This is a genomic window from Streptomyces sp. NPDC029041 (assembly GCF_040637515.1).
GTDB lineage: Bacteria > Actinomycetota > Actinomycetes > Streptomycetales > Streptomycetaceae > Streptomyces.
Genome location: NZ_JBEZWO010000007.1, coordinates 550,939 through 566,516 on the forward strand (window position 1 = coordinate 550,939; position 15,578 = coordinate 566,516).

The 15,578-nt window shown below is 70.5% G+C and carries 12 protein-coding genes and 1 pseudogene; 8 read left to right on the plus strand and 5 right to left on the minus strand.

The genetic code is table 11. The annotated features are described in order from the left end of the window. Window positions 1-196 precede the first annotated feature (196 nt). The 6 genes from AB0F04_RS21120 (at window position 197) to AB0F04_RS21145 (ending at window position 9,958) form a co-directional block, all read left to right on the plus strand. A complete protein-coding gene (locus AB0F04_RS21120) occupies window positions 197-2,635 on the plus strand; it encodes an FAD-dependent oxidoreductase (RefSeq protein ID WP_362043489.1) in 2,439 nt (812 codons plus the stop codon). Between the two features lie 93 nt (window positions 2,636-2,728). Then, window positions 2,729-3,589, plus strand: coding sequence for a bifunctional methylenetetrahydrofolate dehydrogenase/methenyltetrahydrofolate cyclohydrolase (locus AB0F04_RS21125; RefSeq protein ID WP_362043490.1), 861 nt, complete (start codon window positions 2,729-2,731; stop codon window positions 3,587-3,589). Continuing rightward, window positions 3,586-4,869, plus strand: coding sequence for a serine hydroxymethyltransferase (gene glyA, locus AB0F04_RS21130; protein WP_362043491.1), 1,284 nt, complete (start codon window positions 3,586-3,588; stop codon window positions 4,867-4,869). The genes AB0F04_RS21125 and glyA overlap by 4 nt, the downstream gene beginning before the upstream one ends. Further along, entirely contained in the window at window positions 4,866-6,098 is a 1,233-nt protein-coding gene (locus AB0F04_RS21135; RefSeq protein WP_362043492.1) for a sarcosine oxidase subunit beta family protein, read from the plus strand. The genes glyA and AB0F04_RS21135 overlap by 4 nt, the downstream gene beginning before the upstream one ends. Window positions 6,099-6,126: 28 nt before the next feature. After that, on the plus strand, window positions 6,127-9,360 hold the full coding sequence (locus tag AB0F04_RS21140; protein WP_362043493.1) for a sarcosine oxidase subunit alpha family protein: 3,234 nt from the start codon (window positions 6,127-6,129) through the stop codon (window positions 9,358-9,360). Continuing rightward, window positions 9,353-9,958: a sarcosine oxidase subunit gamma family protein gene (locus tag AB0F04_RS21145; RefSeq protein ID WP_362043494.1), complete on the plus strand. Its 606-nt coding sequence runs from the start codon at window positions 9,353-9,355 to the stop codon at window positions 9,956-9,958. The genes AB0F04_RS21140 and AB0F04_RS21145 overlap by 8 nt, the downstream gene beginning before the upstream one ends. A 137-nt stretch (window positions 9,959-10,095) precedes the next feature. On the opposite strand, the gene AB0F04_RS21150 is transcribed toward AB0F04_RS21145, so the two are convergent. Continuing rightward, entirely contained in the window at window positions 10,096-10,887 is a 792-nt protein-coding gene (locus tag AB0F04_RS21150) for an IclR family transcriptional regulator (RefSeq protein WP_362043495.1), read from the minus strand. Window positions 10,888-10,941: 54 nt separating this feature from the next. Beyond that, entirely contained in the window at window positions 10,942-11,814 is an 873-nt protein-coding gene (gene purU, locus AB0F04_RS21155) for a formyltetrahydrofolate deformylase (RefSeq protein ID WP_362043496.1), read from the minus strand. Window positions 11,815-12,007: 193 nt separating this feature from the next. Between purU and AB0F04_RS21160 the strand changes: the two genes are divergently transcribed. Next, window positions 12,008-13,138: an aromatic ring-hydroxylating dioxygenase subunit alpha gene (locus AB0F04_RS21160; RefSeq protein ID WP_362043497.1), complete on the plus strand. Its 1,131-nt coding sequence runs from the start codon at window positions 12,008-12,010 to the stop codon at window positions 13,136-13,138. A 15-nt stretch (window positions 13,139-13,153) separates the two neighbouring features. Here AB0F04_RS21160 and AB0F04_RS21165 read toward each other — a convergent pair. Beyond that, window positions 13,154-13,931, minus strand: a pseudogene (locus AB0F04_RS21165) (IS5 family transposase). Between the two features lie 657 nt (window positions 13,932-14,588). Between AB0F04_RS21165 and AB0F04_RS21170 the strand changes: the two are divergent. Next, entirely contained in the window at window positions 14,589-15,197 is a 609-nt protein-coding gene (locus tag AB0F04_RS21170) for a CU044_5270 family protein (RefSeq protein WP_362043498.1), read from the plus strand. 30 nt (window positions 15,198-15,227) lie between these two features. On the opposite strand, the gene AB0F04_RS21175 is transcribed toward AB0F04_RS21170, so the two are convergent. Both AB0F04_RS21175 and AB0F04_RS21180 read right to left on the minus strand, forming a co-directional pair. Then, window positions 15,228-15,353 carry a hypothetical protein gene (locus AB0F04_RS21175; RefSeq protein ID WP_362043499.1) on the minus strand — a complete coding sequence of 42 codons (126 nt, stop codon included), beginning with the start codon at window positions 15,351-15,353 and terminating at the stop codon, window positions 15,228-15,230. Between the two features lie 69 nt (window positions 15,354-15,422). Then, window positions 15,423-15,560: a hypothetical protein gene (locus tag AB0F04_RS21180; protein WP_362043500.1), complete on the minus strand. Its 138-nt coding sequence runs from the start codon at window positions 15,558-15,560 to the stop codon at window positions 15,423-15,425. Window positions 15,561-15,578 lie beyond the last annotated feature (18 nt).

Genomic DNA, 15,578 nt, shown 5'->3' on the forward strand with positions numbered 1-15,578 from the left:
GGAGGGGCCCGGCAGGCTGTGTCGTCAGCCTGCCGGGCCTCGTCGTTCTGCGGGGCTTCCGCCCCGCCGTGAACGGGTGTTTTCCGGCGTCGCGGACCTCTTGACACGCCGATGCGCGACGGGCACATTGAGTTGCGCAACCTGAATCCTGTTGCGTAGACAGCAACTGGATCGCTTCAACGTCGGAGGTGCGGCGATGGCGGGACCCCGGGTGGTCATCATCGGAGCGGGTGTCGTGGGGGCGGCGCTCGCCGACGAGATCTCCGCGCGCGGCTGGACCGAAGTGACCGTGGTCGACCAGGGCCCCCTGCCCGCCACCGGGGGTTCGTCGTCGCACGCCCCGGGCCTGGTCTTCCAGACCAACCCCTCCAAGACCATGACGGAGATGGCCCGTTACACCGTCGAGAAGTTCTGCTCCCTCGACGTCGACGGGCAGCCCTGCTTCCTCCAGGTCGGCGGCCTGGAGGTGGCCACCAGTCCGGAGCGCGTCACCGAACTCCAGCGGCGCCACGGCTGGCTCGCCTCCTGGGGCGTCGAGTCCCGGCTGCTGAACACCGAGGAGTGCGTCGCACAGCACCCCCTCGTCGACCCGGACAAGGTCCTCGCAGGCCTCCACGTGCCGACGGACGGCCTCGCCAAGGCGGTCCTCGCCGTCGAGGCGCAGATCCGCCGGGCCACCGCGCGCGGCGTCCGCTTCCTCGCCCGCCACGAAGTCCTCGACGTCCGGCAGGCCGAGGGCGAGGTGACCGGCGTCCTGACCGACCAGGGCGAGATCCCCGCCGACATCGTTGTGTGCTGCGCCGGCATCTGGGGCCCGAAGATCGCCCGCATGGCCGGCATGGACCTCCCGCTCACCCCGCTGGCCCACCAGCTCGCCTGGACGGGCCCGGTCCCGGCCCTGGCCGGACAGAGGCAGGAGGCGGTCCGCCCGATCCTGCGCCACCAGGACGCCGACCTGTACTACCGCGACCGCTTCGACGGCCTGGGCATCGGCTACTACGGCCACCGCCCGATGCCGGTCTCCGCCGACGACATCCTCTCCGTTGACGAGTCCGACCAGATGCCCTCCGTCCTGAAGTTCACCGAGGAGGACTTCGAGGAAGCCTGGACCGAGACGCAGTCACTCCTCCCGGCGACGAAGGACGCCAAGATCGAGGAAGGCATCAACGGCCTGTTCTCCTTCACCACCGACGGCCTGCCCCTGCTCGGCGAATCCCCGGACGTCAAGGGCTTCTGGGTCGCCGAGGCCGTCTGGGTCACGCATTCCGCAGGCGTCGGACGGGCCATGGCCGAGTGGCTGGTCGACGGCTACTGCTCCTCCTTCGACCTGCACGAGTGCGACGTCAACCGCTTCGAACCGCACCAGCTCTCGCCGGAGTACGTACTCGCCCGCGACTGCCAGAACTTCGTCGAGGTCTACGACATCCTCCACCCCCTCCAGCCGTCGGGGGACCCGCGCCCGATCCGCACCAGCCCGTTCCACACCCGGCAGCAGGAGCTGGGCGCCTTCTTCCTGGAGGCGAACGGCTGGGAGCGGCCCCAGTGGTACGAGGTCAACGCCGGGCTGGTCGAAGGCCGCTCCATCGTCACCCCCAACGACTGGGCCGCACGGTACTGGTCGCCCATCGTCGCCGCCGAAGCCCAGACCACCCGAGAGACCGTCGCCCTGTACGACATGACGGCCCTCAAGCGGCTGGAGGTCAGCGGGCGCGGCGCCGGCGAATTCCTGGAAAGGCTGTGCACCGGCAAGGTCGCCAAGTCCGTCGGCTCGGTGACCTACACGCTGCTCCTCGACCACGACGGCGGCATCCGCAGCGACGTCACCGTCGCCCGGCTCGCCCCCGACCTCTTCCAGGTCGGCGCCAACGGCAACCTGGACCTCGACTGGTTCACCCGCCACCTCCCCGGCGACGGCACGGTCCAGGTCCGCGACATCACCCCCGGCACCTGCTGCATCGGCCTGTGGGGGCCGCGCGCCCGCGACGTCCTCCAGCCCCTGACCGACGTCGACTTCTCGGCGACCGGCCTGAAGTACTTCCGCGCCAAGCGCGCCCACATCGGCTCCGTGCCCGTCACCGCGATGCGCCTGTCGTACGTCGGCGAACTCGGCTGGGAGCTGTACACCACCGCGGATCTGGGACAGAAGCTGTGGGACACGCTGTGGCGGGCGGCCGAGCCACTGGGCGGCATCGCGGCCGGGCGGGGTGCGTTCAACAGTCTCCGCCTGGAGAAGGGCTACCGCTCCTTCGGCACGGACATGACGTACGAGCACGACCCGTACGAGGCCGGTGTCGGCTTCGCCGTGAAGCTCGACAAGGACGACTTCGTCGGGAAAGCCGCGCTGGAGCGGCGCAAGGCCGATGTCCGGCGGAAGCTGACCTGTCTCACGATCGACGACCCCGGGGCCGTCGTCATGGGCAAGGAGCCGGTGTACGACGGGGCCCGTGCGGTGGGGTACGTCACCAGTGCGGCGTACGGCTACACGATCGGCAAGGGCATCGCCTACGCGTGGTTGCCGGTGGAGCTGGCCGCTCCCGGGACCGTTCTGCACATCGGGTACTTCGATCAGTCTGTCGAGGCCGTCGTGGCTGAGGAGCCGTTGTTCGATCCGACGATGTCCCGGCTTCGTGGGTGAGTTTTCGTCCGCGGGTGCGTCGTGGCTTGTCGCGCAGTTCCCCGCGCCCCTGATGGGCGTTCAGCCACAGCCTTGTTGGAAGGACCACTTCAGGTGACCGCACAACTTCTCGACGGCAAGGCCACCGCCGCCGCGATCCGGCAGGAACTCGCCGAGCGCGTCGCCAAGCTGAGCGCGACCACCGGGCGGATGCCCGGCCTCGGCACCGTCCTGGTCGGCGACGACCCCGGCAGCCGTGCCTACGTCGGAGGCAAGCACCGGGACTGCGCCCAGGTGGGGATCGCCTCGATCCGGCGGGAGCTGCCCGCCGACGCCTCTCAGCGGCAGGTCGAGGAGACCATCGACGAGCTCAACGCCGACCCCGCCTGCACCGGCTACATCGTCCAGCTTCCGCTGCCCCGTCACCTGGACGCCAACGCCGTGCTGGAGCGCATGGACCCGGCCAAGGACGCCGACGGACTGCACCCCGTCAACCTCGGCCGGCTCGTCCTCGGCGTCGAGGCGCCGCTGCCCTGCACCCCGCGCGGCATCGTCGAACTGCTCCGCCGGCACGACGTACCGCTCGCCGGGGCCCGGGTGTGCGTGATCGGGCGGGGCATCACCGTCGGACGGCCGATCGGGCTCCTGCTCACCCGCCGTTCCGAGAACGCCACCGTCACCCTCTGCCACACCGGAACCAAGGGCCTGGCCTGGCACGTACGCGAGGCGGACGTCGTCGTCGCGGCCGCCGGCTCGCCCGGACTGATCACCAAGGACATGCTGCGCCCCGGCGCGGCCGTCCTGGACGTCGGCATCACCCGCACCGACCAGGGCCTGGTCGGAGACATCCACCCGGACGCCGCCCAGGTCGCCGGCTGGCTGGCGCCGATGCCCGGGGGCGTGGGCCCCATGACCCGTGCCATGTTGCTCGCCAATGTCGTCGAGGCCGCCGAGAGGAACGCGAACGCCGTATGAACGCGCTGAACACCCCCCTGGCGGAGCTGGACCCCGAGGTCCACGCCGCGCTCCGCGCCGAGCTGCACCGCCAGCAGTCCACCCTGGAGATGATCGCCTCCGAGAACTTCGCGCCCTCCGCGGTGATGGAGGCCCAGGGTTCGGTCGCGACCAACAAGTACGCCGAGGGCTACCCCGGCCGCCGCTACTACGGCGGCTGCGAACACGTCGACGTCACCGAGCGGCTGGCCATCGAACGCATCAAGTCCCTCTTCGGCGCGGGCTTCGCCAACGTCCAGCCGCACTCGGGCGCCCAGGCGAACACGGCCGTCTTCTTCGCCCTGCTCCAGCCCGGCGACACCGTCCTCGGCCTCGACCTCGCGCACGGCGGGCACCTCACGCACGGCATGCGCATCAACTACAGCGGCAAGATGCTCAACGTCGTGCCGTACCACGTCTCGGAGGCGGACAACCTCGTCGACATGGACGAGGTCGAGCGGCTCGCCAAGGAACACCGCCCCAAGATGATCATCGCGGGCTGGTCGGCGTACCCCAGGCAGCTGGACTTCGCCGCCTTCCGCAGGATCGCCGACGAGGTGGGCGCCCTGCTGATGGTCGACATGGCGCACTTCGCCGGACTGGTCGCGGCAGGACTGCACCCGAGCCCCGTACCGCACGCCCACGTCACGACCACGACGACGCACAAGACCCTCGGCGGCCCGCGCGGCGGCGTCATCCTCACCAACGAGGCCGACCTGGCCAAGAAGATCAACTCGGCTGTCTTCCCCGGCATGCAGGGCGGCCCCCTGGAGCACGTCATCGCCGCCAAGGCGGTGTCGTTCAAGGTCGCCGCGACACCGGAGTTCGCCGAACGCCAGGCCCGCACGCTCGCCGGCTCGCGCATCCTAGCCGAGCGTCTCACCCAGGCGGACGCGGCGGCGGCCGGGGTGAAGGTGCTCACCGGCGGCACGGACGTCCACCTGGTCCTGGTCGACCTGCGCGACTCCGAGCTGGACGGCCGCCAGGCCGAGGACCTGCTCCACGAGATCGGCATCACCGTCAACCGCAACGCCGTGCCCTTCGACCCGCGCCCGCCCATGGTCACTTCGGGTCTGCGCATCGGCACCCCGGCCCTGGCCACCCGCGGCTTCATCGAGGAGGACTTCGCCGAGGTCGCGGACGTCATCGCCCTAGCCCTTCAGCCGGAGCCGGACGTGGCGGCCCTGCGTGCCCGCACGGAGGCCCTGGCCGCCAAGCACCCGCTCTACCCGCACCTGTCCGACAACGGAGACGCCCGATGAGCCCCCGCACCCCCGGCGCCGAGCTCCCCGAACACCCCGACTGGCTCTGGCGCAACCCCGAGCCCAAGCGCTCCTACGACGTCGTGGTCGTGGGCGGCGGCGGACACGGCCTGGCCACCGCCCACTACCTGGCGAAGAACCACGGCATCACCAAGGTCGCCGTGCTGGAGAAGGGCTGGCTGGCGGGCGGCAACATGGCCCGCAACACCACGATCATCCGCTCCAACTACCTCTGGGACGAGAGCGCCGGCATCTACGAGCACGCCCTCAAGCTGTGGGAGGGCCTGGCGGACGAGCTGGACTACCCGATCCTCTTCTCCCAGCGCGGCGTACTGAATCTCGCCCACAGCCTCCAGGACGTCCGCGACAGTGTGCGCCGCGTCGAGGCCAACCGCCTCAACGGCGTGGACGCCGAGTGGCTCGACGCGGACGGCGTCAAGGACGTCTGCCCGATCGTCAACGTCTCCCCGGACGTGCGCTACCCGGTCCTGGGCGCCACCTACCAGCCGCGCGCGGGCATCGCCAAGCACGACCACGTCGCATGGGGCCTGGCCCGGTCCGCCGACGCCGCCGGCATCGACATCATCCAGAACTGCGAGGTCACTGGCCTCGACGTGGTCGGCAACCGGGTGGTCGGAGTCCGGACCACCCGGGGCCCGATCGCCGCGGGCAAGGTCGCCCTCTGCTCGGCGGGCCACACCTCGGTCCTGGCCGCCATGGCGGGCATCGAACTCCCCGTGCAGAGCCACCCCTTGCAGGCGCTCGTGTCGGAGCTGCTGGAACCGGTCCACCCGACGGTCGTCATGTCCAACGCCGTGCACGTGTACGTCAGCCAGGCCCACAAGGGCGAGCTGGTGATGGGCGCGGGCATCGACGCGTACAACTCCTACACCCAGCGCGGCGCCTTCCACATCATCGAGGAGCAGATGGCGGCGGCCCTGGAACTCTTCCCGGTCTTCGCCCGCGCCCACCTCCTGCGCACCTGGGGCGGCATCGTCGACGTCAGCCCCGACGCCTCGCCGATCATCGGCCTCAGCCCCGTGGACAACCTCTACCTCAACTGCGGCTGGGGAACCGGCGGTTTCAAGGCCACCCCCGGTGTCGGCTGGGTCTACGCCCACACCATCGCCCACGACACACCGCACCCGCTGAACGCCCCCTTCTCGCTCGACCGTTTCACCACCGGCGCGCTCGTCGACGAGCACGGCGCGGCCGCGGTGGCCCACTAGGACCACTGGAAGCTTTGGGAGCCGATCCATGCTGCTGATCCCCTGCCCGTGGTGCGGACCTCGCGACGAGGCCGAGTTCCACTACGGCGGCCAGGCCCATGTGCCGTACCCGGAGGCCCCGGCGTCCCTCACCGACGAGGAGTGGGCCCGCTACCTCTTCTTCCGCGACAACCCGAGGGGCCCCTTCGCGGAACGCTGGAGCCACGCCGCGGGCTGCCGCCGCTGGTTCAACGCCGTCCGGGACACCTCGACGAACGAGATCCTGACGGTGTACCGGGCGGGGGAGGAGCGACCGGCCGTTCTCGAGGCACGTGCGGCGCGGGCAGCCCGTCCGGCGCTTGAGGACGAGGCCGTTCAGGCCGGTACGGGGGTCTGGGAGCAGAGCCCCCGGCGGGGTCCGGGGGCAGAGCCCCTGGTTTCGGGAAGGGGCGCGGCGGGGGAGGACAACCAGCCTTTCCGCCACCCCACCCGAGGCCGCATCCACCGCGACGAGCCCCTCACCTTCACCTTCGACGGCACGCAGTACCAGGGCTACAGAGGCGACACCCTCGCCTCCGCCCTCCTCGCCAACGGCGTCATCCAGACCGGCACCAGCATCAAACTGGGCCGCCCCCGGGGCATCTTCTCGGCCGGCGTCGAGGAACCGAACGCGGTCATCCAGATCGAGGAACCGTTCCCCGAGCCCATGCTCCCGGCCACCACCGTCGAGCTCTACGACGGCCTCGTCGCAACCGGCCTCCCCGGCCAGGGCCGCCTCGCCACCGAACCGGACCCGGCCCGCTACGACGCCGTGCACACCCACTGCGACCTCCTGGTCGTCGGCGCGGGCCCGGCCGGCCTCGCCGCGGCGGCCGCCGCCGCCCGGTCGGGCGCCCGCGTCATCCTCGCCGACGACCAGCCGGAGCCCGGCGGCAGCCTCCTCGGCACCGGCGAACTCCTCGACTGGGTGACCGAGACGACCGCCCGGCTCGACGCCGCCCCCGACGTGCGGGTCCTGCGCCGCACCACGGTCTTCGGCTACTACGACGACAACCACCTGCTCGCCGTCGAGCGCCGCACCAACCACCTCGGCGCCGCGGCCCCCGAGAAGGTCTCCCGGGAGCGGGTCCACCGCATCCGGGCCCGCCACGTCGTCCTCGCCACCGGCGCACACGAACGCTCGCTGGCCTTCGCGGACAACGACCGGCCCGGCGTGATGCTGGCCGCTTCGGCCCTTGCCCACGTCAACCGGCACGGAGCCCTGCCCGGCCGCCACGCGGTGGTCTTCACCACCAACGACAGCGCCTACGCGGTGGCGCTGGACCTCGCCGCGGCGGGCGTTGCCATCGAGGCCGTGGTCGACACCCGTCCCGAGCCGGGGGAGTGGGCCGAGCGCACCCGCCGGGCCGGCATCGAGGTGCTGACGGGCCACGCCGTCACGGCCACCGAAGGCGCCCCGCGTCTCACCGCCGTGACCGTCGCCCCGTTCGGGGAGACGACGGGGCGACGGGAGTTCGCCGCCGACCTGCTCCTGGTCTCCGGCGGCTGGAACCCGGTCGCACATCTGTTCAGCCAGGCGGGCGGCAAGCTCCGCCACGACGAGGAGCTCGGCAGCTTCGTCCCCGACACCTGCCGTCAGGCCGTCGAGGTGGCGGGCGCCGCGAACGGGGTCATGGACCTGGCCCGCGTCCTCGCCCAGGGGGCGGCCGCAGGAGCACGCCCGATCGAGGCCGAGGGCTACACGGCCGAGACGCCCCGCCTGCCGCAGGTGGCGGCACAGCCGCACACGCCGCCCATGCGGGTCTTCACCGTCCCCGGCAGGCAAGGCGCCCCACGGTTCGTCGACCTCCAGCGCGACGTCACCGTCGACGACCTGGCCCGGGCCACCGGCGCAGGAATGCGCTCGGTCGAGCACACCAAGCGCTACACCACGGCCGGCACCGCCAACGACCAGGGCAAGACCTCCGGCGTCCTGGCCGGCGGTGTCGTCGCCGAACTGCTCGGTGTGGACATCTCGGCGCTCGGCACGACCACGTTCCGGCCCCCGTACACCCCGGTCTCCTTCGCCGCCCTCGCCGGCCGCGACCGCGGCATGCTCAGCGACCCGGTCCGCACCACCGCCCTGCACGACTGGCACGTCGCACACGGCGCCCTCTTCGAGAACGTCGGCCAGTGGAAGCGGCCCTGGTACTACCCGCAGGACGGCGAGGACATGGAGACGGCCGTGCTGCGCGAATGCGCCGCCGCCCGCGAGGGAGTCGCCTTCATGGACGCCTCCACCCTCGGCAAGATCGACGTCCAGGGCCCGGACGCCGCCGCCTTCCTCGACCTGCTCTACACCAACATGATGAGCACCCTGAAGGTCGGCATGATCCGCTACGGCGTGATGTGCCGCCCCGACGGGATGGTCTTCGACGACGGCACCGTCATCCGCCTCGGCCAGGACCGCTACCTGGTCACCACCACGACGGGCAACGCCGCCGCCGTGCTGGACTGGATGGAGGAGTGGCTCCAGACGGAGTGGCCCGAGCTGAAGGTCCACTGCACCTCGGTGACCGAACAGTGGGCCACCGTCGCCCTGGTCGGACCGAAGTCCCGCGAGGTCCTCGGCTCCCTCGCACCGCACCTGGCCGTGGCCAACGACGACTTCCCGTTCATGGCATGGCGGGACACGACCATCGCGGGCATCGAGGCCCGGGTGTGCCGGATCAGCTTCTCCGGCGAACTCGCCTACGAGATCAACGTGTCGCCCTGGGAGGCCCTCGTCCTGTGGGAGGCGCTGTACGAGGCGGGCGCCCCGTACGGCATCACCCCGTACGGCACGGAGACGATGCACGTCCTGCGCGCCGAGAAGGGCTATCCGATCGTCGGCCAGGACACCGACGGCACCGTGACGCCACAGGATCTCGGCATGAGCTGGGCGGTGTCGAAGAAGAAGCCCGACTTCATCGGCAAGCGCTCCTTCGCCCGTGCCGACACCGCCCGCCCCGACCGCAAGCACCTCGTCGGCCTGCTCCCAGAGGACCCGGGCACGTTCCTCCCCGAGGGCACGCACCTCGTCGCCGACAGCGTGCTGCCCGCGCCCCCCGTCCCCATGCTCGGCCACGTCACGTCGAGCTACCGCAGCGCGGCCCTCGGCCGGACCTTCGCGCTCGCGCTGGTCAAGGGCGGACGCGAGCGCATCGGTGAGCGCCTCTACGCCCCCGTCGGTGACCGGCTGGTCCCGGTGACCGTCGCGAGCCCCGTCCTCTACGACCCCGAGGGAGCCCGCCGTGATGGCTGACACCGCCCTTACCGCCCCGCTCCGCAGCCCCCTGTCGCACGCCGCGGACCGGCTGGCCGCCGCGACCCGCACCTCCGGGGGCGCCGTCCGTCTCGGGGAACTCCCCTTCCTGACCCAGATCAACGTCCGCCTCGATCCGAAGGGAGCGGCGGCAGACGCCGTGGCACTGGCGCTGGGCCTGCCACTCCCCGTCGAGCCCGGCACCGTCGTCCGCGCAGGGGAGCTGACCACGCTGTGGCTGGGCCCCGACGAGTATCTCGTGGTCGGACCGCCGGGCGGCCGACGCGCACTGGAGAACCGGATCCGTGAGGCCGCCGGGGACGAGCCCGTGTCCGTCGTCGACGTCTCTGCACAGCGCACCACGCTCCTCGTCGCCGGCCCCCGAGCCCGCGACCTGCTCGCCCACGGCTGCTCGCTCGACCTGCACCCGCGCGTCTTCGGCCCGGGCCGCTGCGCCCAGACGACCCTCGGCCGCACCCAGGTCGTCCTGGTGACCCGCGACGACCCGAGGGCCGGTTTCTGGGTACTGGTCCGCTCCTCCTTCGCCGGCTACCTGTCGGACTGGCTGCTGGACGCCGCCGTGGAGTGGACGGGCTGACACGGACACCACGAAAGCGGCGGCCGGACCACCGGTATCCGGTACCGGTTCCCGGGCCGCCGCTCGGCGTACGAGACCTGTCCCGGCCGACGGCCAGCCGGGGCCGCCGTCTGCAGGGCCGGGCCGCAGCCCGCGTATCAGCCCCTGTAGCCGAGACGGCGGCTGAGCTCGTCCGCTCCCGCGACGAGCAACCGCGCCAGTTCGCGCATCCGTCCCTCGGTCATCCGGAAGGCCGGCCCCGACGCGCTGAGAGCGGCGACGACCTGGCCCTCGTCCGAACGCACGGGCGCGGACACGGCGTTCAGGCCCTCCTCGTATTCCTCCACCGTGATGGCGTAACCCTGCTCGCGGGCCTCGGCCAGGTCCGCCTCGAGCTTCTTCCTCGAGGTCACCGTGCGCGGTGTCATACGGGGCAGGCCGGTCTCGGCGAGGAGCTCGTCGCGGTCCTCGCGGTCCAGGTGGGCGAGGAGGATCTTGCCGCTCGACGTGCAGTGCAGCGGCGTCTGACGTCCCACCCAGTTCTGTGCGGCGATGGCCGAGGTGCTGCGCACCTGGTAGAGGTTGATCGCGTGGTGGGACTCGAGCACGGCGATGTTCAGCGTCTCGCCCACGTCGTCGACGAGACGCTCGCAGATGGCCCGCCCGTACCGGGTGACGGCGATACGGCCCGTCACCGCGCCGGCCAGGCGCACGACTCCGAAGCCGAGGCGATACTTACCGCGCTCGCTCTCCTGCTCGACCATCCCGTGCGCTTCCAGCGCGCCGAGCAGGCGGAAGGCCGTGGACTTGTGGACATCGATCGCCGCGGCCACTTCACTCACGCCCGCCTCGCCCTGCTGGGCGAGGATCTCCAGCACGGCGACAGCACGGTCAACGGACTGCACTCCGCCACTCGGAGCGCCTGCGGACTCGGCACCGTAGTTGCTCATGGCGAAACCCTAGGTGAAATGGTCAACAAGAGTGAGGGCTGGTGGCTGTTTTCCTCAACGGAAGACGACCGTGCGGTTGTCGTTGACCATGATGCGGCTCTGACTGTGCCATTCCACCGCCCGCGCCAGGACCTGCGCTTCCACGTCGCGCCCCAGGGCGACCAGGCTGTCCGGCCCCTGTGAGTGGCTCACACGGACGACGTCCTGCTCGATGATGGGCCCCTCATCCAGGTCCGGGGTGACGTAGTGGGCCGTCGCTCCGACGAGCTTGACGCCGCGCTCGTGCGCCTGGACGTAGGGACGGGCGCCCTTGAAGCTCGGCAGGAAGGAGTGGTGGATGTTGATGGCCCGGCCTTCCAGCTGCTTGCACAGGTCGTTCGACAGGATCTGCATGTAACGGGCGAGGACAACCAGGTCGATGTCCAGCTCCTCGACGAGCTCCAGCAGCCGCGCCTCCGCCTCGGGCTTCGTCTCCTTGGTCACCGGCACGTGGTGGAACGGGATCCCGTAGCTCTCGGCGAGCGGCTCGAAGTCCCGGTGGTTGGACACGATCGCCGGCACCTCGATGTTCAGCGCGCCCGTACGGCAGCGGAAGAGCAGGTCGTTCAGGCAGTGCCCGAACTTCGACACCAGGATCAGTGTGCGCGTGGGGGTCGACGCCTCGTACAGCTGCCAGGAGATCCGGTACGCCTCCGCCACCGGGGCGAAGCCGGACTTCAGGTCCTCCAGCGACATGCGCGGGTCCGTGACGTCGAAGTGCACCCGCATGAAGAAGCGATCCTTGAGCCGGTCGTCGAACTGCTGGCTCTCCTGGATGTTCCCGGAGTGCCGGACGAGGAAGCCGGTGACGGCGTGGACGAGGCCCGAGCGGTCGGGGCACGACAGGGTGAGGACGAACTCGCGACCGGTAGTGGGTCCAACAGACACTGAGCCCTCCCTGAGGGAAGTGCGTATCGCGCAACAGCGGGATTGATACGCAACATGGTCCCGGCTGCGGCGCCCCGTGGTCAAGGTCTTGACAGTGCACCGGGTGAACTGCACTGTGAGTTGCGCACCAAGAGGCTCGTTGCGCATGAGGCAACCACTCGCCCGACCGGGGCGCTTCACTCCGAGGTGAACCATGACCACGACCGGCCTGCCGGACAGCCTGATCGCCACCCTTCCCGGCGACCACTACACGGACCCGGAGATCTTCCGCCTCGAGCAGGAGCACATCTTCGAGACCATGTGGTTCTGCGCGGCACGCGCGTCGGAGCTGGCGAAGCCGGGTGCGTTCCGGACCGTGGACGTCGGGCGGGAGAGCGTCCTGCTGACCCGCTCGCGGGACGGCTCCGTCAAGGCCTTCTTCAACGTGTGCCGGCACCGGGGCGCCAAACTGTGCACGCAGGAGTCCGGCGAGGTGAAGCGGGCCTTCCAATGTCCGTACCACGCCTGGACGTACGACCTGAACGGCAAACTGGTCGCGGCCCCGAACCTGACCAGGATGCCCGACATCGGCCGCACCGAGTACGGCCTGGCGAGCGTGGCGGTGCGCGAGTGGCTCGGATACGTATGGGTGTGCCTGGCCGAGAACCCGCCGCCGTTCGAGCAGTCCGTGATCGCCGACGTGGTCGCGCGCCTGGGCGACGTCGAGTCCATCGAGCGGTACGACGTCGAGAGCCTGGAGGTCGGCCGGCGGATCACCTACGACGTCGACGCCAACTGGAAGCTCATCATCGAGAACTTCATGGAGTGCTACCACTGCGCGACCATCCACCCGGAGCTGACCGAGGTGCTGCCGGAGTTCGCCGACGGGTACGCCGCGCAGTTCTACGTGGGGCACGGCGCGGAGTTCGGCGCGGACATCCAGGGCTTCACCGTGGACGGCTCGGAGGGCCTGGACCGCATCCCGGGCGTCACCGAGGACCAGGACCGCCGGTACTACGCGATCACGGTGCGCCCACAGGTGTTCATCAACCTCGTCCCCGACCACGTGATCTTCCACCGGATGTTCCCCGTCGCGGTCGACCGCACGATCGTGGAATGCGACTGGCTGTACCTCAAGGGCGTGGTGGACAGCGGCCGGGACGTCAGCCGGTCCGTGGAGCTGTTCGACCGCGTCAACCGGCAGGACTTCGACGCCTGCGAGCGCTGCCAGCCGGCCATGAGCTCCCGCCTGTACGCCAAGGGCGGCGTCCTGGTGCCCAGCGAACACCACATCGGAGAGTTCCACGACTGGGTCCGGGACCGCCTCGGCACCCGCGTGAACTAGGCAGTTTCGTTTGGATCACCGGGCGGACCAAAGGAAGATGCCTGCGATGCGGAGTCCGGCCAGGTAGATGGTGGCCGTCTTCTCGTAGCGGGTGGCGATGCCTCGCCACTGTTTCAGGCGGTTGATGCACCGCTCGACAGTGTTGCGCTTCTTGTAGGTTGCGCGGTCGAAGGCCGGTGGCCTGCCGCCTCGGCTGCCCCGACGGATCCGGTGCCTGCGCTGGTCGGCGGTGACGGGGATCACGGCCCGGATGCCGCGCTTGCGCAGGTGCTCGCGGATCGCGCGGGAGGAGTACGCCTTGTCGGACGCGAAGGCGACCCATGACCTCAGTGAACGCGGGTGCATCACCGGCTTGTCCGGCGGTGAGAACGAACGCCAGAGGCCGGCAGCGGGCATCTGCAGCGAGGTGGATTTTCGTGGTCAGCCCGCCCCGGGACCGGCCGATGGCATGGTCGCCGGGTTCGCCGGCCGGGGCCCCTTTTTGCGGGCGGCGGCCGCGTGCTGATGGGCCCGCACGATCGTGGAGTCGACCGAAACGGCCCAGTTGAGGTCCTCGTCCGCGTCGGCCTGGGCCACCAGGGCGGTGAACACCCGTTCCCGGGTGCCGTTGACGGCCCACATACTTCTCCGGCAGGTGGACCCACTGCGTGCTGCTCCGAAACTTGCAGGCGATCGCGTCGATCACCTCACGATGGTCACGCCAGCGGCCACCCCGCTTCGGTGTGCGGTCCGGGAGTAACGGCTCGATCCGCGCCCACTGCGCGTCAGTCAACGGCGCACCCAGACCAACGATCAGAGAGTGGCGAACTAATCGCCCGAGAAGGCAATGCGCAAGTCTCTGTCCACGCGGCAGCGCAGGCCCCAGGCTAGTAGCGTCGAGACGGCGTGGCTCTCGGCGCCTCTCAGCAGAGCAAGATTTGAATCTTCCAGCTCCCGCACCATACGGTCTACCGCCTCACCGCGCAGGAGTGTCTCCCCGTAAGGATCGACGTCAGCCAGGGTGGGCAGCCGGTGTCGGCCCAGCGTGTCCAATGCCTCCCAGAACTCGCCATCGACGACTACCCGCTCCAGTACCCCTACTGCGGGCCGCGGTCCTGACTTCCGTCCGGTCCGAACCCTTGAGACCCCACGCCGCAGTTCGATGACGAGCGTCATCACGCCCTCCCTCATGTGCCCCTGGGACCATCGATCCTATCGGTGAACAGCTCACTTCCGTGATCCGAAAAGAACGCCCTAGCCGATGAGGGCAAGGCCCCGCAGAGACCCCGGCGCGGGTGGGCCCGCCCCAGGACCACGCCGCAGGCGGGAGTCACCCGTCACGTATTCCCCGCGCAACGCCCACGCCCAGACGGTCGTCCGCCACAGTCTGCTCATCCTGCCGACCACCAACCAGATATCCGGCTTCGACTGTCCCGGATGTGCCTGGCCCGAGCCCGAGCCCGAGCGGTCCATGACCGATCTGGCCGGCGGCGACGCCGAGCTCATCGCGGCCTCACTCGAGGAACCCGAACGTTTCGCGGCGCTCTTCGACCGTCACCCCCCGGCGATCCACCGGTACGCCGCCCGACGGCTCGGCCGGGACGCGGCCGACCGGCACGCCAATCTGCCCGGCACCGCCCCAGCCGGTGACATCTCGGACTTCGATCCGGACAAGCTGCAGGTCCGGTACGGCCCCAACCAGGAGGCCGAGTGGGAGAAGGAGGGCTACGACGACCGCTCCCAGCGGCAGTTCTACCGCTTCCTCGCCACCCTGCCGAGCAATGCCGACCGCATGATGAAGCGCATCCGCGAGGAGCACGCCATCGACTCCGTCGAGGGGGAAACCCGCGCACAGCGCGACTGGCGGGAGATCGACGTCCTGTACCGGTCGGTGCTGGTCCCGCCGAACGTCCAGGCGGGCCTGTTCAGGGCTCTCGCGAAAATCCCCGGAGCCCGCGTGACGACCGGAGTGAACGACCCGCTCGGCCGCGCCGCGATCGGCGTGAGCCGGGACGACGGTCAGATGGTCACCGCCCGCGCCGCCTGGGGCGTAGTCAACAAGCCCGGCGCGCGCCCCTGATCACCCGCAACGGGGGGGTACGCAAGGCGCCTACGGCGGTGGCGGCAGGCCCTGCTGCGACTCGTTGACCATGACGCAGCGCTCACTGAAGCACGCGAACGCGACGCCCACCGACGTGCCGATGCGGACCTTGGAGCCGAGCCACTGGTCCTCCACGGACGCGGGTGTGCCCGGTGGCGTGCGGATGAGGAGATTGGGCCGGAACCGGCGCCGTGCCCAGCACGCTCAGCGCAAGCTGGTCGACGTGCGATACGGCCCCTCCCGGGCCACCTCGACGTCGTGACGCTGCAGGTGGCGGCGCAAGTAGGCGGTGGCATCGTTCACCGGCACTCCGTCCGGGTCGAGCAGCTCGGGCTCGGCCATGGGCTCGGCCTCCGGGTA